The 22,321-nt window shown below is 39.5% G+C and carries 18 protein-coding genes; 14 read left to right on the forward strand and 4 right to left on the reverse strand.

Features of this window, described 5'->3' with window-relative positions; genetic code table 11:
* Positions 1-3: 3 nt before the first annotated feature.
* From E7274_RS08870 to holA, 7 genes are all read left to right on the forward strand, one after another.
* Positions 4-2,328, forward strand: a complete 2,325-nt coding sequence (locus E7274_RS08870; RefSeq protein ID WP_304175365.1) for a DNA internalization-related competence protein ComEC/Rec2 — start codon at positions 4-6, stop codon at positions 2,326-2,328.
* A 394-nt stretch (positions 2,329-2,722) separates the two neighbouring features.
* The gene (locus E7274_RS08875) at positions 2,723-3,514 is read left to right on the forward strand and encodes a hypothetical protein (RefSeq protein ID WP_304175367.1); all 792 of its coding nucleotides are present in this window, start codon (positions 2,723-2,725) and stop codon (positions 3,512-3,514) included.
* 409 nt (positions 3,515-3,923) lie between these two features.
* On the forward strand, positions 3,924-4,409 hold the full coding sequence (locus tag E7274_RS08880; protein WP_304175369.1) for an NUDIX hydrolase: 486 nt from the start codon (positions 3,924-3,926) through the stop codon (positions 4,407-4,409).
* A gap of 61 nt (positions 4,410-4,470) precedes the next feature.
* A complete protein-coding gene (locus E7274_RS08885) occupies positions 4,471-4,752 on the forward strand; it encodes a hypothetical protein (protein WP_304175371.1) in 282 nt (93 codons plus the stop codon).
* 364 nt (positions 4,753-5,116) lie between these two features.
* On the forward strand, positions 5,117-6,886 hold the full coding sequence (gene thrS, locus E7274_RS08890) for a threonine--tRNA ligase (RefSeq protein WP_304175373.1): 1,770 nt from the start codon (positions 5,117-5,119) through the stop codon (positions 6,884-6,886).
* A 58-nt stretch (positions 6,887-6,944) separates the two neighbouring features.
* Entirely contained in the window at positions 6,945-7,847 is a 903-nt protein-coding gene (locus E7274_RS08895) for a radical SAM protein (RefSeq protein ID WP_330598828.1), read from the forward strand.
* A 68-nt stretch (positions 7,848-7,915) separates the two neighbouring features.
* Positions 7,916-8,896, forward strand: coding sequence for a DNA polymerase III subunit delta (gene holA / locus E7274_RS08900; protein WP_304175375.1), 981 nt, complete (start codon positions 7,916-7,918; stop codon positions 8,894-8,896).
* A 38-nt stretch (positions 8,897-8,934) separates the two neighbouring features.
* Here the strand turns inward: holA and E7274_RS08905 are convergent, their stop codons facing one another.
* A complete protein-coding gene (locus tag E7274_RS08905; RefSeq protein WP_304175376.1) occupies positions 8,935-10,704 on the reverse strand; it encodes a sensor domain-containing diguanylate cyclase in 1,770 nt (589 codons plus the stop codon).
* A 158-nt stretch (positions 10,705-10,862) separates the two neighbouring features.
* Between E7274_RS08905 and E7274_RS08910 the strand changes: the two genes are divergently transcribed.
* Positions 10,863-11,678 carry a PilZ domain-containing protein gene (locus E7274_RS08910; protein ID WP_304175378.1) on the forward strand — a complete coding sequence of 272 codons (816 nt, stop codon included), beginning with the start codon at positions 10,863-10,865 and terminating at the stop codon, positions 11,676-11,678.
* 60 nt (positions 11,679-11,738) lie between these two features.
* Here the strand turns inward: E7274_RS08910 and rpsT are convergent, their stop codons facing one another.
* The 3 genes from rpsT to lepA form a co-directional block, all read right to left on the reverse strand.
* Positions 11,739-12,002: a 30S ribosomal protein S20 gene (rpsT, locus tag E7274_RS08915; RefSeq protein ID WP_033153945.1), complete on the reverse strand. Its 264-nt coding sequence runs from the start codon at positions 12,000-12,002 to the stop codon at positions 11,739-11,741.
* 158 nt (positions 12,003-12,160) lie between these two features.
* The gene (gene hemW, locus E7274_RS08920; RefSeq protein WP_304175380.1) at positions 12,161-13,363 is read right to left on the reverse strand and encodes a radical SAM family heme chaperone HemW; all 1,203 of its coding nucleotides are present in this window, start codon (positions 13,361-13,363) and stop codon (positions 12,161-12,163) included.
* A gap of 1 nt (position 13,364) precedes the next feature.
* Complete coding sequence (lepA, locus tag E7274_RS08925) at positions 13,365-15,170, reverse strand: translation elongation factor 4 (RefSeq protein WP_304175382.1); 1,806 nt, start codon at positions 15,168-15,170, stop codon at positions 13,365-13,367.
* A 241-nt stretch (positions 15,171-15,411) separates the two neighbouring features.
* Between lepA and hrcA the strand changes: the two genes are divergently transcribed.
* The 6 genes from hrcA (at position 15,412) to E7274_RS08955 (ending at position 22,265) form a co-directional block, all read left to right on the forward strand.
* Positions 15,412-16,467 carry a heat-inducible transcriptional repressor HrcA gene (hrcA, locus tag E7274_RS08930; protein WP_304175384.1) on the forward strand — a complete coding sequence of 352 codons (1,056 nt, stop codon included), beginning with the start codon at positions 15,412-15,414 and terminating at the stop codon, positions 16,465-16,467.
* Positions 16,468-16,511: 44 nt separating this feature from the next.
* Positions 16,512-17,129, forward strand: coding sequence for a nucleotide exchange factor GrpE (grpE, locus tag E7274_RS08935; protein ID WP_304175483.1), 618 nt, complete (start codon positions 16,512-16,514; stop codon positions 17,127-17,129).
* Between the two features lie 111 nt (positions 17,130-17,240).
* Positions 17,241-19,133: a molecular chaperone DnaK gene (gene dnaK / locus E7274_RS08940; protein ID WP_033153949.1), complete on the forward strand. Its 1,893-nt coding sequence runs from the start codon at positions 17,241-17,243 to the stop codon at positions 19,131-19,133.
* A gap of 234 nt (positions 19,134-19,367) precedes the next feature.
* A complete protein-coding gene (gene dnaJ, locus E7274_RS08945; RefSeq protein WP_304175386.1) occupies positions 19,368-20,537 on the forward strand; it encodes a molecular chaperone DnaJ in 1,170 nt (389 codons plus the stop codon).
* A gap of 10 nt (positions 20,538-20,547) precedes the next feature.
* On the forward strand, positions 20,548-21,489 hold the full coding sequence (locus tag E7274_RS08950; protein ID WP_304175387.1) for a DUF1848 domain-containing protein: 942 nt from the start codon (positions 20,548-20,550) through the stop codon (positions 21,487-21,489).
* Positions 21,490-21,506: 17 nt separating this feature from the next.
* The gene (locus E7274_RS08955) at positions 21,507-22,265 is read left to right on the forward strand and encodes a sulfite exporter TauE/SafE family protein (protein ID WP_304175389.1); all 759 of its coding nucleotides are present in this window, start codon (positions 21,507-21,509) and stop codon (positions 22,263-22,265) included.
* The last annotated feature ends 56 nt before the right edge of the window (positions 22,266-22,321 follow it).

The raw sequence follows: 22,321 nt of genomic DNA on the forward strand, positions 1-22,321 counted from the left end.
CATATGTTACGAGGCCGAAGACTTTGTAAGATTTCCTTGTTGATAATAATAACAATTGCTTTTAGCGTATATGGCCCCTGGGATTTCCTTGGGGTCTATACTAAAGCTGATGCAGCTGATTGTATGCCGGATGGCATCCAGGTGCAGGCTGTTGGCATGATTTATCATAAGGAAATCAAAAACGACAGTGTACTCTATTATGTAAGAAATGCTACCGTTGACTCTGAAATTGGTAGACTTTCAAATACATCTTTTATTTTCAAATTTAATTCAGATGAAATCCCAAATTATTGCAAACTAAATATAGAAGGTAATGTCAGTCATTTTTTGACGGCTAGAAATGATGGCGCTTTTGATATGAATAATTACTATCAGTCCATGGGGCTTTATTTTGAGCTGTCTAATCCTGAAATTTTAGGCTACAGCTGTGGCTTATTATCTGGCAAAGATATTTTATATAAGCTTAGTAAAGCTCTGGATTATGTTTATCATTTTGCCTTGCCAGGTGAGGAAGCGGGCTTTTTATCAAGCATCTTCATTGGTAATAAGGGGGACCTATTAGGCGATTTGCGCGAACTTTTCCAGATTGTAGGGGTGGCACATGTGTTGGCTGTCTCTGGACTTCATGTATCTGTGGTTTGTATGTCACTTTATAAGCTTTTGAGGCGAAGAGGAAAAAGCTTTATATGTGCCGGAATCCTTGCTGGAATTGTGGCTGTTTTTTACGGATTACTTACAGGGGGAAGTATATCTTCAGTGAGAGCGATTTTCATGTTCCTGATTTTTCTTTTGGCGGATATACTCGGAGAGGCATATGATTCTCTGACAGCGCTGGCTGTTGTGGCGGATTTTCTACTCCTGGGAAATCCATTGCTTATCAGAAATGGAAGTTTTATTTTTTCCTTTGGAGCAATTCTTGGTATTTGGTATGTAGCACTGCCTTTAAGTGGGATATATGGAAAGTATTGTAACGAAAGAAAAAAGCTTATGAAATCAGATGACGGCTTTGGAAAAGCAATTAAAAAGCCAATCCATAGAGTTATTGTTGAATATTTCGTATCTAGCTTTATTTTTTCTATTGGTATATACGGGGCCATGCTTCCCATTGTTACTCAAATGTATCATGAAACTCCGGTTTATTCTTCAATGCTTAATTTATTAATCTTGCCACTTATGCCGGTGCTGCTTGGGCTAGGTTTGCTTGGTGGCTTTCTTGGACTAATCTATTTACCACTGGGAAAGCTTATTCTGATGCCATGTCATTTTGTTATTTACATTTTTGAGATGATAGCGTCAATGTTTTCGAAACTACCAAATGCTAATGCAATCGTTGGGCATCGGGAAATTCTAAGAATTGTTATTTATTACGTATTAATATTTTTTGCATGGCGGCTTTCTGAATTGTTTAATAACCATATTGATGCTGAACTAATTAATCCAAGAACCAGAATATCGTATATACGAAGTAAAATGCTTGTTACAATGGCCCTTTTCATAGTTGTTATTTGCACATGGTTCATCCCTTCTAAACAATCATTCGAAGTGGATATCTTGGATGTTGGACAGGGGGATGGAATATATGTTTCTTCACAAGATGGAGTCAGGTTTTGCATTGATGGTGGAAGTACAAGCTCGGACGCTGTTGGAAAATATACCTTGATGCCTTTTCTCAAATATAAAGGAGCTAGTCATATTGATTATTGGTTTTTGTCTCATATGGATATGGATCATGTATCAGGAGTATTAGAACTACTTGAGTCTGGGTATAGAATCGATAATATTGTGCTTTCAGCAGAGATACCTAGCGACGATACTTTGAGCCAGTTACTGGAATTATGTAAAGCTAATGGCACCAATGTTCTATACATGAACCAGGGAGATAAGTGTGGCAGTAGACATCTCACATTTACTTGCGTATATCCTTTTGATGGAGTGGTCAGCGATGACATTAATGCACTGTCATTGGCACTGTTGATGGAGTATGACAAGGATGGTGACGGAACTGTTGATTACTCAGGATTCTTTGGAGGAGATTTAGGTGCTGAGCAAGAAATATCTATTGCCCAGTCCGGAAATTTAGGCCATGTTGACCTTCTAAAAGTTAGCCATCATGGCAGTCGATTCAGCTCTGATTCAGAGTTCTTGTCCCTATTGTCACCTGATGTTGCTGTTATTAGTTGTGCCAAGGTAAATCGCTACGGCCATCCAGCTGCTGAAGCCGTTGAACGCATTGAGGCCGCGGCGAGAAACATTTATTACACCATGGACTCCGGCCGCGTGAGAGCGAGGGCAGGGGGAGTTGATGTGTTTATACAGGAATCGCAGTGATATTAGATAGTTGGCTACTGCATTTTTGTAGCTTTGAATGTTTTACAGTAGAAGTATGGCGTGGTCTAGCGCATATTTGTATGGAAATCAGATTATGCAGTAGTGAATTGGGGAATGGCTACTGTAAGATATCATGGAAATCTGATTGTGCAGTAGTGATTTGAGGGATGACTACTGCAGAATATAAGAATCGGGTAATAGCGCAGTAGGGAGGACGACTGAGCCTACAGCAAGAAATTATGAATGATTATTTGAGTAGTAGATTGTTGAAATCCCTATACAGCATGTCGGATAGAAATGAGAAAAATGCTGTAGTAATCATTATGAGGACTACTGCGGGAGGAGCAAATGATGAGTCATGCAGTATTAAGTATACTATTAAGAAAGGTTATATATGAAAATAGATGAATTAAAGAAGGAATTACAAAGAATAAGAGAACAAAAAGATTATGTGAAGCAGCAATTGAAAGAATATGCCGACGTCAGTGGATATTCTCTAGTGGTCAGAAAATCAAATAAATGGTTTCAATATTACTATCGAACAAATGAAGGCAGCGTAGAATATATACCTGCGACAAATAGAATACTGGCAACTAGACTAGCGCAGAAAGATTATTATGTCAAACTGTTAAAAGAAATAGAATGCCAAGAAAAGGTAATTTGGAGTTTCGTGAACAAGTATAGTGACAGCTTTATAGGGGAATTACTAAAAGGATTATCGGATGGAAGAAAGCAGTTGATAGAACCAATAGTAATGCCAGATGAAGAGTTTATCATATCTTGGCGAGCAAAACATTTGGGAAACGAAAATTCTATAGAAATAAGCATGCTATATGCTACTAATAGAGGAGAACGTGTTAGGTCAAAGTCAGAAAAAATATTGGCAGATCTGTTTAATAGTTATGGTTTGGTTTATTGTTATGAACCTCATATAGTTCTTTATAATGGACAGAAATGTTATCCTGATTTTGCTATTTTAAACATTAGAGAAAGAAAGACATATTATTGGGAACACTTTGGACTAGCGTCAGACGATAATTATTCTGAGAAGAATCTTGAAAAGCTTGCTAAATATGAAAAATCTGGGATTATATTGGGGGAGAATCTCATAATATCGACAGAGTCAAGTGGCGTTAGTCTGGACATTTATTTGATTGAGAAAAAAATAAAAGATTATCTTTTGTAATAATACTGCATGATAGAAATAATGTTTTCAGTGCAGTAGTGATGTGCCAATGCAATACTGCATGTTTGTCAGGAAAATTGATTAAGCAGTACTTGTATTGGAGAAGCTACTGCAAAATTTGATGATTAGCAGTTTAAGCAGTAGTAATTATCAGCAAGTCTACTGCATAGATAAAGCTATCAGCATTAGAGCAGTAGCCAATATGAAAGAGACTACTGCATGATTAAAATTATTAGCATCTGAGCAGTAATCATCATATAAACGATTACTGCATAGATAAAAACAATATCATAAGTGCAGTAGGGACTACCGTGGAAATGAAATGAATTGGAATTGATGTGAAACTAGTAGAAGAAAAAATTAAAAGATATATAATGTAAAGTGACTTTGATATTAGAATAGGAAAAATATGACACTTACGACATTATGTTATTTAATAAAAGATAATAAATATTTGATGCTTCACCGCACCAAGAAGGAGCATGATATTAATGCTGGAAAATATATTGGTGTTGGTGGACATGTGGAAGAGGGGGAGTCTCCAACCGATTGCATTAAGCGAGAGGTAATGGAAGAGACTGGATTGACACTAAATTCTGTAAAAATGCGAGGCTATATCACTTTCGTTATGGGAGATGAGACTGAGCATGCTATACTTTTTACCAGCGATGATTTCTCTGGGGATTTGGCAGAATCTTGTAGCGAAGGTGAGCTGACTTGGGTTGATATTGATAAAGTGATGGACCTAAATCTTTGGGAGGGCGACAGGGCTTTCTTGAAGCTCTTAAAGAATCAGGACCAGGAGGGAAAATGTGAGTTTTTCTCGCTAAAATTGGTATATGATAGTGAGGATAACCTTTTAGATACTATCTTTGAAGGACAGTATGAAAACTAATCACAATCATTTGAACAATCGCCTAATCTAAGACAATAAAAATTAATTATAAGGACTAAAAATGAACGAAGAAAAGCTAAAAGAATTATACGACAAGATGATACAGGTGCATGAGAAGGTTGAGAGCATATACGACAAAGAGGGTGTGCCTTCCATGCTGAAAAATGAATATAGAAACAAGGTCTCTCAGTACAATGACATGTACGAAAACTGCCAGGATATGAAGCTTATGACGTCAAAACAAGAGACAATTGATAATCTTTTAAATCAACAGGCTGAAATTTTGAACGTAAGAATCAAATGGGAGCTTGACTGGGCAAAAAGAGTTATAGAGCGACTTTAATGAATATAATATAACCAAACTGTTTTATTGATTTAACAGTATTTTTGTGGTAGGATAAGACACGAAAAGCGATGACAGAAACAGTAGTATTTGTGAAAGCTAAGAGAGAGGACGCCTAGGCTGGAAGCGTCTAGCGGAAGCATTTATGAACACCATTCTCGAGCTGAGCGTAGAAGCCATTTGGTGAAGCGTCTCCGGGTAGTTCCGTTAAAGACAAAATGAGTGAAACACTAAGGTGGAACCGTGTATTAAAATGAATGATGCACCCTTAGGATTGCTAGAAGTAGCTTTCCTATGGGTGTTTTTTATTTTACACCCTTGGTAATGTACTAAGATTTCATTACATTTTAAAAGGAGAAAAGCAATGGTTAATTTTAAAGAAGATGAGGCATTAAACACTCTCAATCACTCATGTGCTCATATGATGGCACAGGCTGTAAAGCATCTTTATCCAAACGCTAAGTTTTGGGTTGGTCCTGTTGTAGAGGAAGGATTCTACTATGATATGGACCTTGGCGATGTTATGCTTACAGATGAGGATATCGCAAAAATCGAAAAAGAAATGAAGAAGGTCGCTAAGACAGGAGCTAAGATTTATCGTCGTGAGATTTCTAAGGCTGAGGCTTTGGAAGAGTTCAAGGACGATCCTTACAAGGTAGACCTTATCAATAATATGGACGAGGATTCAACAGTTATTTCTTGCTACGATCAGGGAGATTTCACTGATCTTTGCCGTGGACCTCACGTTGATAACGTAAAGCTTTGCCGTTACTTCAAGCTTGTTAAGCACTCTGGTGCTTATTGGAAGGGTGATGCTAACAATCAGGTGCTTAACCGTGTATACGGTGTTTGCTTCCCAACACAGGAGCAGCTTGATGAGCATCTTGCACTTCTTGAGGAAGCAAAAGAGCGTGATCACAGAAAGATTGGCAAGGATATGCAGCTTTTCATGGCTGACGATTTAATTGGTAAGGGACTTCCAATGTACCTTCCAAACGGTTATACAATTTGGACAGAGCTTGAGAATTACATCCGCAATAAAGAACGTAAGCTTGGTTACCTTCACGTTATGACACCATGCGTTGGTACAGTTCAGCTTTATCAGACATCAGGTCACTGGGATCACTACAAGGAGAACATGTTCCCAGCTATGGAAGTTGAGGGAGAGAACTTTGTTCTTCGTCCAATGAACTGCCCACACCATATGAGAATCTATGCTAACCGTCCACACTCATACAAGGAGCTTCCAATTCGTATCGCTGAAATCGCTCACGATTTCCGTTTCGAGTCTTCAGGAACACTTAAGGGTATTGAGAGAGGACGTCACTTCTGTCAGAACGATTCACATATCTTCTGTACACAGGAGCAGATTAAGGATGAGGTTAAGGGCGTTTGTGATCTTATCTTCAGCACATACGAAGATTTCGGTATCACAGATTACAGATGTGTTCTTTCACTTCGTGATCCAGCTGATACAAAGAAGTATCACCAGGATGATGAGATGTGGAACACAGCAGAGCAGGCTCTTCGTGAGACTCTTACAGAAATCGGTATTGAGTTCACAGAAGAAATTGGAGAGGCAGCATTCTACGGACCAAAGCTTGATGTTAACGTTAAGCCAGCTATTGGTAACGAGATTACACTTTCTACATGCCAGCTTGACTTCTGCTTACCAGCTAAGTTTGATCTTACATACACAGATGCAGAGTCTAACAAGCAGACACCTGTAGTTATCCATAGAGCTATCCTTGGTTCACTTGATAGATTTATGGCTTACATTCTTGAGGAGACAAAGGGAAATCTTCCACTTTGGCTTGCACCTACACAGGTTAAGGTGCTTCCTGTAAAGAATGATGATGAAGAGCTTAACGCATATGCACAGAAGCTTGTTGATGCTCTTAACGATGCCGATGTACGTGTTGAGTTTGATACTCGTTCAGAGAAGCTTGGATACAAGATGCGTGAAGCACAGATCCAGAAGGTTCCTTATCTTGCTGTACTTGGTAAGAATGAGGAGGCTGAAGGAACAGTTTCATACAGACTTCACGGCGAGCAGGGCACTACAACAGTTTCATTTGATGAGTTTGTAGAGCTTATTGTTAATGAAATCAAGACAAAGGGTCGCAATAAATAATTAAAAGATATGGTGCCTGGTTTTAATGCCAGGCACTTTTTTGTTTATTATGGAAATTATGAATGAATGTAGGCTTTGTCCTAGAGATTGCAAAGTTAATAGAGTAAATTCAAGAGGGATATGTCAGGTATCTGATAAGCTTAAGATAGCCAGAATCGCCTTGCATTATTGGGAGGAACCATGTATTTCAGGAGAAAGCGGCAGCGGAGCTGTGTTTTTTTCAGGATGTAATCTTCACTGCGTGTTTTGTCAGAATGAAGAGATAAGCCATGGAAAGGTTGGCAAGGAAATCTCTGTAGAAGAATTGGCAAATCAGTTTATTAAGCTTCAAAAGCAAGGGGCTAATAATATAAATCTCGTAACAGGCACTCACTATATTCCACAGATTGTTCAAGCGGTGAAGCTGGCTAAAGCAGGTTTAGATGATGGAAACCGCCTTGAAATACCGGTTATTTACAATACCAGTGGTTATGAGAAGGTGGAATCGTTGAAACTCCTAGATGGAATAGTGGATGTATATCTGCCTGACTTTAAATATATGGATGAATCATTGGCTGGTAATTATTCCCACGCTTCAGATTATCCGGAAGTTGCAAAAGCGGCTATTGCTGAGATGGTTCGCCAGTGTCCATCAGTGCAGTTTGACGAGCAAGGTTTTGTTAAATCAGGTGTCATAGTTAGACAGCTTTTACTGCCAGGTCATGTAAATGACGCCAAAGCAATTATTAAATATTTATTTGATAACTATCAGAATAGTGTTTTTATCAGCATGATGAGCCAGTATACACCTATGCCTCATATAGCTTCAAAATGCCCTGAATTAAATAGAAGAGTTACCAAACGTGAATACGATAGTCTTATTAATTACGCTTTGGATTTGGGCGTAGAAAACGCCTTTATACAGGATAGAAAAGTAGCAAAGGAGAGCTTTATTCCAGAGTTTTCTAACGAATGGGATTAGTTTATTGAATATTATTTCTTTTCAATATTCACTAGTAGTTAATCTGGATTTAGGCTATACTTTTACCTATGAGACGTATAGATGAGGATATTAGTTCAGGACAATTTCAAAATATATATTTGCTTTATGGTGAGGAAGACTATTTAAAGCTTCAATACAAGAATAAGCTTTTGAAGGCTCTTGTAAATGAAGGGGATAATATGAACTTCACCAAATACGAGGACAATGGCATCAACGTAGGCCAGGTTATTGATCAGGCTGAGACAATGCCATTTTTTGCTGAGCACAGAGTCATTCTTATAGAAAATAGCGGATTTGGAAAAAAGATGCCTGAGGATTTGGGCAACTATCTATCTAGTATTCCGGATTTCACTATATTTATTTTTGTTGAGCCTTCTGCAGATAAAAGAGGAAAGCTATATAAGGCAGCAAAAGCCGCAGGTCGAGACATAGAGATGAATATGCCTAATGAAAGTGTCTTGGCTAAATGGGTTGGTGGTCAGCTAAATGCTGCTGGCAAACAAATGAAACGGGATGCCTGGTCTCAGTTTTTGAACATGACTCACGACTCAATGGATAACATGGCTACGGAGCTTGATAAGCTTGTTTCTTATGTAGGGGATAGGAATCAGATAACTTTGGAGGACGTCAATGCTATCTGTATTGCCCGGGTCGAGACAAAGATTTTCGATATGCTAAATGCTATTTCTGCCAAGGATTTGAAAAAGACATTGGATTTGTATCAGGATATGCTTTCTGCAAAGGAACCTCCTATGAGAATCTTGACTATGATAGTTCGCCAGTTCAGGCAGATGAAGGTTATCAAGGAGTTGTCGGCATATGGCAACAATGCAGGAACGATAGCAAGCAAAGTGGGAATGCCTGATTTTGCTGTGAAGCGTACAATGCAGCTGGCTAACAATTTTTCTGCAAAGGAAATTACAAATCTATTAAATGATGCGGCTGATTTTGAGGAGCAGTTTAAGACTGGTCGCTTGGATGAAAAGCTGGCTGTAGAACTTATTATTATGAAATATGCAGGTAAATAAAAGGCTCTGTCCCTATGCATGGGACAGAGCTTTATTTTTTATTTTATACATATTTTGTTTTTGCCAGTTTCTTTGGCTTCATATAAAGCTGCATCGGCTCGTTTAAACACTGATTCAGCGGTGTCTCCCGCGATGAAAGCGGTGAGTCCAAGACTTACTGTAGGAGAGTCTATTCCATCAAATTTTATGCTGGAGACTCGTTTTCTGGCTTCTTCAATATTGGATGAAACTTCATCTAGCTTTAATGTAGGGGCGATAAACAAGAATTCTTCGCCGCCCCAGCGTCCGATAATTCCGCTAGGGAGTTTTTCAACTTCGTTATCCAGCTGCTTGGAAAGCTCTTTTAGAACGATATCACCCATGGTATGACCATATGTATCATTAATTTCTTTAAAATTATCAATATCCACAATACCGATAATCATATCAAAGCCGTTTTTATTCGCTCTATCAATAGCGTTTGAAACAAGTTTGTTGAGCATACGGCGGTTGTATAACCCTGTTAGCTCATCGGTATCTGCAATTTCCTGAAGTTTTTCGTTGGCCTCTTGAAGCTCAGCAGCTGTGACGTTAATAAAGTTGGCCAAACGACGTACCATAGAAACCTGACTGTGCATTTTTTGCTCTTCTGGTATAGGCAAAGCTTTGTCGCCATTAAATGATGGCTGAACAATAGCCTTTTCACCTTCACGCATGCCAATTGCTATCAATGTGACATGATGCTCAATGATGTGGTCACCCATGCGCATAATCTCTCCGCTTGAGTAGAATCCAGAAGTTGGAGAGATGGCTGCAAATGGTGCTGTTTCCTTGTTAATAAGGTATTTCCAGTAAAGTCGTCGGACTCCGCAGCTGTACAAGAATATTGCTTGTGGTGCGAAGGCCTTTACTTTTTTTACAAGAGCAATTACATCTTCTTTTATAACATCAGGATCACCGTAGGAAAGATTGATTGGAGTTCCTGGGTCGATATCAGCTGCAAGAATAATAGAGTTATCTTCGTGATTACATGAAAATGGTAATCGTAATACTTCATTGCCATGCTGATGAGACATTATTGGAAATTCTAGTATGTTTGAAAAGAAGTTTTCGTCAGCTTGAATATCCAAATACTTGCTATATACGACGCCGGCAGGGGTATTATTGATTTCAAACAGCTGCTTGCCTTTGATTTTTGTGACTTTTAATTCCTTACCTAATGCCTTCCAACCTATTGCATGATGTACATCGATATGGAAATCTGGGCCAGAATAGGTTATCACAAGGACACCATTAGGAGAGATGTCATTCTCATCTATTACACAGGTATTATCATCAGATATTGTGACGGCGGCACTTCCTCCGCCGAATACGAAAATATCTTTATGGCATTTTTCTACGTTATTTAAAATGATATGACTGTTAATCGATTTGAGGGTAATAAGTAATTCGGCGGCAACGATATTATTCGTTGAATCAATGAAATCAGAGATACTTTTGCCAATAGCGTCTTCATTTCCTGGAATGCATTTGAAAAGTTTTACTTGTGTTGATGTGCTTTCAAAAACTGAAACAGAAATAATCATTCCTTCGTCAACTAGATGGCCATCGCAAATACCACCGTTGGTGCTGGTTCCGCCAATTGACGCAGTTGGAAAGGCATCAAGAATTTCAGAAATAACGATGTCTACTTCTGACTTATCGATACCGTTTGTATAAATATGAAATAGAATTGATGAATAAGAATCATTGCCGATTTCTTTATGCAAAGAATTCAGTACATTTTCTATATGAGATGTATTCTCAAGTTCATAATTGTATTGTTTCAAATTATCGCCCTCATTGCGTTTTTATACTCCCTCTTTAATATACATAATACTGTGCGATAAATCATGCAAATTGTGTGAAGTATTTGTTACGAAAGATATTGGATATAAGGGCTAATTCTCTAGTAGTCAGGAACTTTTATCTTTGTTAAAATTAAGATATGAATAAAGAAAAGGCGATTACTAAATTACATATTTCAGATGTGACTGAAAAAGCGCGCATCTCAGTGCAAGCAACTCTTGAGAATAAAAAGTTGGAGTTGCCGACGGAGTATGCTGTTTTAGATGAAAAAGAGCAAGAAGAATTTGCTGCTAAGTTTGGTAATAAAGGTATCCCAATAGAGAACATTATTCAAATGTGGCAGGACTCTGTTAGAGAAGTAGATTTTACTGGAAGCGTTTCAAAACTTGATTTGATAGTAGTGAATGATCAAGGTGTTTTTATTTGGGAAAATATCAAAATATATAGATTCACTTTTTCGTCAGGGCGTGCAATCCACGTTGTATTACCCTTATTAGAAGAGGGAAATAAATATAATAGACGTCGTGGAGTGCGCATCAATATTGATAAGGTCATGGAGGTAGAGCAGGACGATATAATGTATTCGGTTATCGTTCGAGATTTATCATATTGCGGAGTTGGATTTGTAGAGCCTTTAGGTTCTCAAATTGATCCAAATCGAGAGTTTATATTACATCTTACAGAGAATAGTGAGGATGGTGAAAGGGAAGTAGGAAAGTTTTTTGGAAGAATTGTAAACCAGAAGGACGATGAGAATGGTGGCATTTTCAGTGGATGCACAATTTCATCAGACCATGCAGCTTTTCTACAGAGATATATCGCAACAAAACAAATTGAGGCTATAAGAGGCAAGAGCGATAAGTCAGGGATAAAACGAATTAAGACAGGAGAGTTCTGGAAAGAAGATATAGCAGAAGCTATTATTAAGTCTGAAGAAGATGAAGAGCAAGAATAAAAATAACAACAAAAAAGCATCGGCTGACGGGACCGATGCTTTTATTATTTCGTATTTAAATTAAGCAAGTGTGTTTACAAGCTTTGAAAGACGAGATACCTTACGGCTAACTGTGTTGTCGTGGTAAACGCCCTTAGAACCAGCCATCTCGATAACCTTGATAGCAGCCTTAAGCTCAGCCTCTGCAACAGCCTTATCACCAGCTTCTACAGCAGCCTCAACACGCTTAACGTATGTCTTAACCTCTGATCTGATTGCCTTATTACGCTCTGTTCTGATAGCTGTTACCTGAACACGCTTCTTAGCAGACTTAATATTTGCCATGTGTTGCTACACCTCCAATTTGTATAATTATAAAATGTTCAAATTAAATACGTTGTAGCCGGACACGGACAGTTCAACGCATACTCAAATATAATAGTTAATGAATCCCTGGTTGTCAATAGTTTGAGAATATTTTTATTGAAATAATGTAAATATTTCTACTTATCTAATAAAAATTGAGCAAGAACCTGATTGCTTACATCTATTCCTATGTCAGTAAGGAACAAGCGTCCTTCTTTAGCGTCCATAAAGCCTTGATTTCGAAGGGCAGTAATAATTGGACCATATATTGCTTCGATATCGATTCCAAACATATTGAAGAAGTCTGAGCGATTGACGCCGTCTATTTTTCTAAGGCCGAGGAACATGAATTCTTCCATAGCTTCCTTTTTGGAAAGGGCATTTTCATCGCAATAGAAAGGTGAGGATAGCTTAGTAGGAACTTCCTTGCCTTCTGCAATCTGTTCAGCTATTTCGCAGTATTTGTATATGTCACGAATGTTGTCTGCACGCCTGTTTTGATAAAGGGTAGCAGCGCCAAGGCCAAGTCCTAAGTATGGAACACGGTCCCAATAGCCTAAATTGTGGCGGCAAACCTTTCCACCGCGGGCATAGTTGGAAATCTCGTATCGTTTATAACCTTTCTTTTCAAGGTAGTCCATTGTGAATTTGTATAAATGATAAGATTCTTCGTCTGTAGGTAAATCTTCAGTTTCCATTCCAGCGTGTTGCTTAACAGCATCGAATTTGTATTTATCGTAGAATGGAGTACCTTCTTCAATAATCAAAGAGTAAGCAGAGATATGCTCTGGTCGAAGCATAGTGACTGCGTTTAGGGTACGTTCGAGTTTTTCCACTGTTTGGTGAGGTAATCCTGTCATGATATCCACATTTACATTGTCAAAGCCTGCTTTACGAACTAAATCAAAGGTGTGGAGAAAACGATTGTAGTCGTGGATTCGTCCAAGCTCCTTTAATTCATCGTCATTTGCTGATTGCAGACCAATGGATAGTCTGTTGATTCCAACGCTACGGTATACATTGAGCTTTTCAGCCGACAGTGTCCCTGGGTTACATTCAACAGATATTTCTGCTAATGGATTGACTCTGAAGGATGATTTTATGGTGGTAATAATTGAATCCATCAAATCTTCGGAAAGCCAAGATGGGGTACCGCCGCCAACATAAATCGTAGCTACTTCAACGCCATGGACCTGGTTTGCCATATATTTTATTTCAGTGCATAAAGCAGCGACATAACGTCGCTGCATTTTTTCATCAAACACTCCTGAAAGGAAGTCGCAATATAAACATTTTTTTACACAGAATGGTATATGTATATATAGTTCGATAGGAGTCATTTTAATCCTCGTCTAATTTAAGAACACTCATGAAAGCTGACTGTGGTATTTCTACATTTCCAACCTGACGCATTCGTTTTTTACCTTCCTTTTGCTTTTCAAGAAGCTTCTTCTTTCTACTGATATCACCACCGTAGCATTTTGCAAGTACGTCCTTACGCATAGCTTTTACAGTTTCGCGGGCAATAACCTTTGAACCAACTGCAGCCTGGATAGGTATTTCAAAGAGATGACGTGGAATTTCTTCCTTGAGCTTTTCGCACATCTTGCGGCCTCTCTCGTAAGCAGTACCAGAGAAGACGATGAATGAAAGTGCATCCACCTCTTCCTTATTAATAAGGATATCAAGCTTAACAAGCTCAGATTTCATATATCCCTTCATTTCGTAATCGAATGATGCGTATCCGCGGGAACGGCTCTTAAGAGCATCAAAGAAATCGTAAATGATTTCATTAAGTGGAAGAGTGTATTTGAGGAGTGCACGTGTTTCTTCCATATATTCCATTGAAATATACTGGCCACGACGCTCCTGACAAAGGTCCATAATAGCACCGATGTATTCGCTGGTAACCATGATTTCTGCTTCAACGATTGGCTCTTCCATGTATTCGATTTCACTAGGGTCTGGAAGATTGCTTGGGTTTGTAAGCTCAATCATTGTGCCATCTGTTTTGTATACTCTGTATACTACGCCTGGAGCAGTAGTAACTAAATCAAGATTGTACTCGCGCTCAAGACGTTCCTGAATTATTTCCAAATGAAGAAGTCCGAGGAAACCACATCGGAATCCAAAGCCAAGTGCGACAGAAGTCTCGGGTTCGAACTGTAATGCAGCATCATTAAGCTGAAGCTTCTCCAGGGCATCACGCAAATCTGGGTACTTAGCGCCATCTGCAGGATAAAGACCGCAGTAAACCATTGGGTTAACCTTTTTATATCCTGGAAGTGGCTCGGCTGCAGGAGCATTAGCGTGAGTGATAGTATCACCGACACGAGTGTCACGAACGTTTTTGATAGAGGCTGTCATGTATCCAACCATACCTGCTGGAAGCTCATCGCAAGGAATGAATTGACCTGCACCGAAATATCCAACCTCAACTACGTCGAATTGAGCGCCGGTAGCCATCATCTTTACGCTGTCGCCTACCTTGAGGGTTCCTTCCTTAACTCGGCAGAATACGATAACACCCTTGTATGGGTCGTAAAGTGAGTCAAAAATAAGTGCCTGAAGTGGAGCCTTTGGATCACCAGTTGGAGCTGGAAGCTGATGTACGATTGCTTCCAAAACATCGTGAATATTAAGGCCTGTCTTGGCTGAAATCTGAGGCGCATCATGTGCTTCTAAGCCGATTACATCCTCAATTTCTTCTATAACTCTATCTGGATCAGCAGAAGGTAAGTCGATTTTGTTAATGACAGGAATAACATCCAAATCGTGATCCAAGGCAAGATATACATTTGCTAAAGTCTGAGCTTCGATACCCTGAGCTGCATCAACAACAAGAATAGCGCCATCGCAGGCAGCCAGTGAACGAGAAACTTCATAGTTAAAATCAACGTGGCCAGGGGTATCAATAAGGTTAAAAATGTATTCATTGCCGTCATCAGCCTTGTAAACAATACGAACGGCTTGAGATTTGATAGTGATACCGCGCTCACGTTCAAGGTCCATATTGTCAAGAACCTGTGCCTGCATCTCACGATCAGTGAGAGTACCTGTCATTTGTATGATACGATCGGCAAGTGTTGATTTACCGTGATCGATATGTGCAACAATGCAAAAATTTCTGATTTTACTCTGATCCATAAAACACCTCTATATTAATGTAATTATTTTTGCAAATTAATGAAGATATTTACAAAAATGATTGCCTTCATATATTACCAAAGCTTAGGAAAAATAACAATTATATAACATTATAAAGAAAGTATAAAAAATATCTTAAGGCGGTTGACAAAAGGGGACCCTAGGTGTAAATTAACATCAGAAAATGATTAGCACTCCAATTAGATGAGTGCTAACAACAAAACGGGGAAGAGGTGAATGTATGGCTGATATCGAACTAGATGAGCGAAAAGTAAAAATCTTAAATGCGATTATTAAGAATTACCTTGAGACTGGCGAGCCAGTTGGTTCAAGAACAATTTCAAAATACACTGATTTGAATCTTAGTTCAGCTACCATCCGAAACGAGATGTCAGATCTTGAGGATTTAGGATATATCGTTCAGCCACATACATCGGCAGGTCGTATTCCTTCAGATAAAGGTTACAGATTCTATGTTAACAATCTAATAGCTGAGAAGGATAAAGAAGTTGCAGATATGCATGAGTGGATGATTGAGAAGACTGAAAAGATGGAAAGCCTTCTTAAGAACGTAGCAAAGACACTGGCAAACAACACACAGTATGCAACACTTGTTTCAGCTCCTTCAGTTGTTTCAAATAGATTAAAGTTCGTTCAGCTTTCAGCTGTGGACGAACATCAGGTGCTTTCAGTAGTTGTCATGGATGGCAACATTGTTAAGAATAAAATCATCAATGTGGATAAGCCACTTGATAATGAGACAATGTTAAAGCTTAACATGCTTCTTAACACAAACCTAAATGGTCTGACGGTTGATCAAATCAATTTGGCAGTTATTTCCAGATTAAAGGAGCAGGCCGGTATCCATGATGAGATTGTAGAGCAGGTACTTGATACCGTAGCAGAGACAATCACTGAAGGTGATGATTTACAGGTTTACACTTCAGGTGCTACCAACATCTTCAAGTATCCAGAGCTTGCTGATTCAAAGAAAGCATCTGAATTATTAGATACATTCGAAGAAAAGCAATCACTCATAGAGCTTCTCAATGACAGCTCAAGTGAAAGTGAGAACACAGGAATTCAGGTTTATATCGGAGACGAATCTCCAATATCTACAATGAAGGATTGTTCGATTGTTACAGCAACATATGAGCTTGGCGAAGGAGTCAAAGGTACAATTGGTATCGTTGGTCCAAAGCGAATGGATTACGAAAATGTTGTTGACAATATAAAAAGTCTTAAAGGTCAGCTAGATAAACTACTTAAAAATGAGGCTGACAGAAATAAAGGATAAAGAAATTAAGGAGATGTAAATTCGTGGCAGAGAATAAAGAAAACATGGAAGAGTTCTCTACTGAAGAAGCAGTTAAAGAAGCTATGGAAAATGCGGAAGCGATGGAAAATGCAGAAGCTACGGCTGAGGAAGCTGAAGTAACAGAGGCTTCTGAGGAAAACACTTCAGAGGAATCTTCAAAAGAGGAAAAGGATGGCAAGAAGCCATTCAAGAAAAAAGAAAAGAAGAAAGATAAGCGTGATGAGCAGATAGAGCAGCTTACTGATAGAGTTACTCGTCAGATGGCAGAATTCGAAAACTTCCGTCGTCGTACAGAGCAGGAAAAGGCTCAGATGTTTGGAAATGGCGCAAAGGCCATCATTGAAAAGGTTCTTCCTGTAGTTGATAACTTCGAAAGAGGTCTTGCTACAGTTGAGGAAGGGGCAGATCCATTTGCTGATGGAATGCTCATGATATACAAGCAGTTACTTACAACTCTCGAGGAAGTAGGCGTTAAGCCTATCGAGGCTGTAGGAAAGGAATTCAATCCTGATTTCCACAATGCAGTAATGCATGTTGAGGATGATGAGGTTGGCGAGAACATCGTCGTAGAAGAATTCCAGAAGGGCTACATGTACAATGATTCAGTAGTACGTCATTCAATGGTTAAGGTTGCTAATTAAAATGGCACTAAAAATCGAGCTTGCGAAGATTTCTTAGTGTCAGGAGGCCCATTGGCCGACGATACAAATTTAGACAGATTACACTAGTAAGAAAATAGGAGGAAATAAATCATGGGAAAGATTATTGGTATCGATTTAGGAACAACTAACAGCTGTGTTGCTGTTATGGAAGGTGGAAAGCCTACCGTTATCGCAAATACAGAGGGTGCTAGAACAACACCATCTATCGTAGCATTTACAAAGACAGGCGAGAGACTTGTTGGTGAGCCAGCAAAGCGTCAGGCTGTTACAAATGCAGAAAAGACAATTTCTTCAATTAAGAGAGATATGGGTACAGACAACGGTCGTATCATCGACGACAAGAAGTACAGCCCACAGCAGATTTCAGCTATGATTCTTCAGAAGCTTAAGAGTGATGCTGAGAACTACCTTGGTGAGAAGGTTTCTGAGGCAGTTATCACAGTTCCAGCTTACTTCAACGATGCTCAGCGTCAGGCTACAAAGGATGCTGGTAAGATTGCAGGTCTTGATGTAAAGCGTATCATCAACGAGCCTACAGCAGCTGCACTTGCTTATGGTCTTGATAACGAGCAGGAGCAGAAGATTATGGTATACGATCTTGGTGGTGGTACATTTGATGTATCTATCATTGAAATCGGTGATGGCGTTATCGAAGTACTTGCTACAGCTGGTAACAACAGACTTGGTGGTGATGATTTCGATCAGAAGATTACAGATTGGATGCTTGCAGAGTTTAAGGCAGCTGAGGGCGTAGATCTTTCAACAGATAAGATGGCACTTCAGAGACTTAAGGAAGCAGCTGAGAAGGCTAAGAAAGAGCTTTCATCTGCTACAACTACAAACATCAACCTTCCATTTATCACAGCTACAGCAGAAGGTCCAAAGCACTTTGATATGAACCTTACACGTGCTAAGTTTGATGAGTTAACACATGATTTAGTAGAAGCTACAGCAGGTCCTGTTAACCAGGCTCTTAAGGATGCTGGTCTTAACGCTTCAGACCTTTCAAAGGTACTTCTTGTTGGTGGTTCTACAAGAATCCCAGCAGTTCAGGATAAGGTAAAGGCTCTTACAGGTCACGAGCCAAGCAAGACTCTTAACCCAGATGAGTGCGTAGCTATCGGTGCTTCAATCCAGGGTGGTAAGCTCGCTGGCGATGCTGGTGCAGGCGATATCCTTCTTCTTGATGTAACACCACTTTCACTTTCAATTGAGACAATGGGTGGTATTGCTACAAGACTTATCGAGAGAAACACAACTATTCCTACAAAGAAGAGCCAGATCTTCTCTACAGCAGCTGATAACCAGACAGCCGTTGATATCAACGTTGTACAGGGTGAGCGTCAGTTCGCTAAGGATAACAAGTCACTTGGACAGTTCAGACTTGATGGTATCCCACCAGCAATGAGAGGTGTACCACAGATCGAGGTTACATTCGATATTGATGCTAACGGTATTGTAAACGTATCTGCTAAGGATCTTGGAACAGGCAAGGAGCAGCACATCACAATTACAGCTGGTTCTAACATGTCTGATGAGGATATCGATAAGGCAGTTAAAGAGGCTCAGGAGTATGAGGCTCAGGATAAGAAGCGTAAGGAAGCTGTTGATACAAGAAACGATGTTGAGAGCTTTGTATTCCAGACAAAGAAGGCTCTTGATGAAGTAGGTGACAAGATTGATGCAGCTGATAAGGCAGCAGTTGAGGCTGATATCGAAGCAGCTCAGAAGCTTCTTGATCAGTACCAGACTCCAGAGGAGATGAGCGATTCACAGATTGGTGAGCTTAAGGCAGCTCAGGAGAAGCTTACAGAGTCAGCTCAGAAGGTATTTGCAAAGATGTATGAGCAGACACAACAGGCACAGGGTGGAGCAGCTGGTGCAGGCCCAGATATGAGCCAGTTCACAGGAGCAGGCGCTGGTGCAGGCGCACAGTCTAACCCAGCAGATGATGTCGTAGACGCTGATTTCAAGGAAGTATAATTTGTAAATATGATATGCTGTGAAAAACACATTGTCTTGGCAAGCGCGAGTAGGAAGGCTAAACGTAAGCCAGTAAGCAACAAGCTCTTAGATCTCTCGAGCGAGACATTTTAGTCGAGCGGAGAGATACTAAGGCTTGTAGCTGTAACTGGCGACGTATGGAAGTGGTCTACGGAAGCTTTGAAGGTGTTGGAGTTTTTCACGGCATTTTAATATGTAAAGGATTGATAAACAATGGCAGAACAAAAACGTGATTACTATGAGGTGCTTGGAGTTTCTAAGACAGCCTCAGATAGTGAGATCAAAAGTGCATATAGAAAGCTTGCTAAGAAGTATCACCCTGATATGAATCCAGGTGATGCAGAAGCTGAGAAGAAATTCAAAGAAGCTTCTGAAGCATATGCTGTTCTTTCTGATGCAGACAAGAGACGTCAGTATGATCAGTTTGGTCACGCAGCATTCGAAAACGGCGGTGGCGGAGCTGGCGGCTTTGATTTCTCTGGTATGGACTTCGGCGATATCTTTGGTGACATCTTTGGTAGCTTCTTTGGAGGCGGCGGTGGTCGTGCTTCAAATGGCCCAATGCGTGGAGCAAACCTCAGAGCAGCAGTGCATATCACTTTTGAAGAAGCAGCTTTCGGTTGTGAAAAACAGATTGAAATCGTTCTTAAGGATGAATGTGCTGCTTGTCATGGTACAGGTGCAAAGCCTGGTACAAGCAAGCGTACATGTACAAAGTGTGGCGGTAAGGGACGTGTAATGATGTCTCAGCAGTCACTTTTTGGTATGGTTCAGAATGTTACAACATGTCCTGATTGTCAGGGAACAGGTGAGGTTATTGATACTCCATGTCCTGATTGTAATGGTACAGGCTATGTCGCTCGTAAGAAGAAGATTTCTGTATCTATTCCAGCTGGTATCGATAATGGCCAGAGTGTTCGTATCCGTGAAAAGGGTGAGCCAGGCAGAAATGGTGGCCCAAGAGGCGATTTACTTGTAGAAGTAATCGTAGCAAATCATCCTATTTTCCAGCGTAGAGATATGGATGTATACTCATCAGCACCTATTTCATTTGCACAGGCTACACTTGGTGGAGAGGTTATTATTGATACTCTCGACGGCAAGGTATCATACGAGGTTAAGCCTGGTACACAGACTGATACAACAATCAGACTTCGTGGAAAAGGTATTCCTTCCCTTAGAAATAGAAATGTTCGTGGTGACCAGTATGTTACACTTGTTGTACAGGTTCCTACAGGACTTTCTAAGGAAGCTAAGGAAGCACTTCGCAAGTTCGATGAGCTTACAGGCAACACAACAGTTGGCGGTCCAAAGTCAGTAAAGGCTGAGAAAAAGAAGAAGGGCTTTGCAGATAAAATAAAGGACGCTATCGACGATCTATAAAGGATAATAAATGATTATTAATACAGGGCAGCGCACAGATATACCTGCATTCTTTCCGGAATGGTTTGCGAACCGACTGAGAGAAGGCTATGTATGTGTGCGCAATCCTTACAATCAAAATTCAGTAAATAAATATATTTTAAACCCACAGGTGGTGGATGCTATTGGCTTTTGCACAAAGAATCCAGCACCTTTTTTTTCGTATTTGGATTTAGTAAAAGACTATGGTCAGTATTGGTATGTGACAATCACACCCTATGGCAAGGATATTGAGCCAGGTGTTCCAGATAAAAAAGAGGTAATGGAGTCCTTCAAATTCCTCTCTAAAACTGTGGGGATTAATCGCATTGGCTGGCGATATGATCCAATCTTTGTAAATGAAAAATATACAGTCGATTTTCATATTGAAGCCTTCACAAAGATGGCAGAAAATCTTAAAGGATATACCAATCATGTGGTAATCAGCTTTATTGATATTTACGAAAAGGTAAAGAAGAACTTTCCTGACGCAATGGCTGTATCTGCAGAAGATAAGCTTCGTTTGGGACAGGAGATTATTCGTATCGCGAAAGCCAACAATATGGTTGTAAAGCCATGCGCAGAAGGAGATTTTCTTGCTAAATTCGGAGCTGATTGCAGTGGCTGCATGACAGTAGATATGTATGAAAAGGCCATTTCTGCTCATTTGAATGTGCCTAAATCAAATGTTAAGCCTGCCAGGGCAGACTGTGCTTGCTATCTTGGAGCCGATATAGGAGCGTACGATACTTGTAGACATTTTTGCAAATACTGCTATGCAAATAATGACTTAAGTCAGGTAAGAATAAATGAAAAACTCCACGATGTGAATTCTCCATTTTTAATTGGAGGATTTCGAGAGGGAGATATAATCCATGAGGCTAATCAAAAGTCTTGGATTGACAATCAGATGAGCATTTTTGATTTAATATAGATTAGGTGGTTATTTTAATGTTTTTATGGATTTTAGCAGCGTTTTGCGCTTTCTTTGTTAAAGGGCTATGTGGATTCGCAAATACGTTAGTGTTTGATACAATACTGGGATTTGGAGTAAACAATGTAAATATTTCTCCAGTGGAGCTGGTACTGGGGTATCCAACAAATGTAATATTGACTTTCAAAAACAGGGAAAAAATAGATAAAAATATCGTTATTCCCTTGATTATTGTGGTTATAGCAGGAAGTCTTCCAGGGGCATTTGTACTTCGATACGTAAATGCGAATATCGTTAAAATGATATTTGGTGTTATGGTTGCACTCGTTGGCATAGATATGATGTATCGAGAGTATAAGCCCTCCGCTGGAAAGAGTCATAAATTATTTGACATAGTAATAGGAATTCTTGCAGGCGCTATGTGTGGAATGTTCGGTGTAGGTGTGCTTTTGGCAGCATTTGTAAGTAAAGTTACAAAGACTAGCACAGAGTTTAAAGCTAATCTAAGCCTTGTATTCATAGCTGAAAACACCTTTAGACTTGTCACATATATCGTACTTGGGGTAATGACATTTGATAGCCTTATAAAGGCAATATGCCTTGCTCCGGTGATGCTTTTCAGCCTTTGGCTTGGTATGAAGTGTGGGGATATCTTGGATGAGAAGCTGATTAAGAAGCTTGTAATATTATTCTTGATTATCTCTGGTGTTGCTATGATAGTAAATAATTTGAATGGTCGTTTTTGCAATTTTTCCTTGCAAGAATACTTGAAGTAGAAAACCGAAAAGGTGTAAAATAGTTTCCAGAAGAACAAGCTTCATATTAATATTTC

It is taken from the genome of Pseudobutyrivibrio ruminis, assembly GCF_015057245.1.
GTDB lineage: Bacteria > Bacillota > Clostridia > Lachnospirales > Lachnospiraceae > Pseudobutyrivibrio > Pseudobutyrivibrio ruminis_E.

What these genes read in the sequence shown, in the direction of transcription:
- E7274_RS08870 (WP_304175365.1), top strand. Translation starts at nt 4, where the DNA reads ATGTTACGAGGCCGAAGACTTTGTAAGATTTCCTTGTTGATAATAATA.
- E7274_RS08875 (WP_304175367.1), top strand. Translation starts at nt 2,723, where the DNA reads ATGAAAATAGATGAATTAAAGAAGGAATTACAAAGAATAAGAGAACAA.
- E7274_RS08880 (WP_304175369.1), top strand. Translation starts at nt 3,924, where the DNA reads ATGACACTTACGACATTATGTTATTTAATAAAAGATAATAAATATTTG.
- hemW (WP_304175380.1), bottom strand. Translation starts at nt 13,363, where the DNA reads ATGACTCCTATCGAACTATATATACATATACCATTCTGTGTAAAAAAA.
- E7274_RS08895 (WP_330598828.1), top strand. Translation starts at nt 6,945, where the DNA reads ATGAATGAATGTAGGCTTTGTCCTAGAGATTGCAAAGTTAATAGAGTA.
- hrcA (WP_304175384.1), top strand. Translation starts at nt 15,412, where the DNA reads ATGGCTGATATCGAACTAGATGAGCGAAAAGTAAAAATCTTAAATGCG.
- grpE (WP_304175483.1), top strand. Translation starts at nt 16,512, where the DNA reads ATGGAAGAGTTCTCTACTGAAGAAGCAGTTAAAGAAGCTATGGAAAAT.
- lepA (WP_304175382.1), bottom strand. Translation starts at nt 15,170, where the DNA reads ATGGATCAGAGTAAAATCAGAAATTTTTGCATTGTTGCACATATCGAT.
- holA (WP_304175375.1), top strand. Translation starts at nt 7,916, where the DNA reads ATGAGACGTATAGATGAGGATATTAGTTCAGGACAATTTCAAAATATA.
- thrS (WP_304175373.1), top strand. Translation starts at nt 5,117, where the DNA reads ATGGTTAATTTTAAAGAAGATGAGGCATTAAACACTCTCAATCACTCA.
- rpsT (WP_033153945.1), bottom strand. Translation starts at nt 12,002, where the DNA reads ATGGCAAATATTAAGTCTGCTAAGAAGCGTGTTCAGGTAACAGCTATC.
- E7274_RS08885 (WP_304175371.1), top strand. Translation starts at nt 4,471, where the DNA reads ATGAACGAAGAAAAGCTAAAAGAATTATACGACAAGATGATACAGGTG.
- E7274_RS08950 (WP_304175387.1), top strand. Translation starts at nt 20,548, where the DNA reads ATGATTATTAATACAGGGCAGCGCACAGATATACCTGCATTCTTTCCG.
- E7274_RS08910 (WP_304175378.1), top strand. Translation starts at nt 10,863, where the DNA reads ATGAATAAAGAAAAGGCGATTACTAAATTACATATTTCAGATGTGACT.
- E7274_RS08955 (WP_304175389.1), top strand. Translation starts at nt 21,507, where the DNA reads ATGTTTTTATGGATTTTAGCAGCGTTTTGCGCTTTCTTTGTTAAAGGG.
- dnaK (WP_033153949.1), top strand. Translation starts at nt 17,241, where the DNA reads ATGGGAAAGATTATTGGTATCGATTTAGGAACAACTAACAGCTGTGTT.
- dnaJ (WP_304175386.1), top strand. Translation starts at nt 19,368, where the DNA reads ATGGCAGAACAAAAACGTGATTACTATGAGGTGCTTGGAGTTTCTAAG.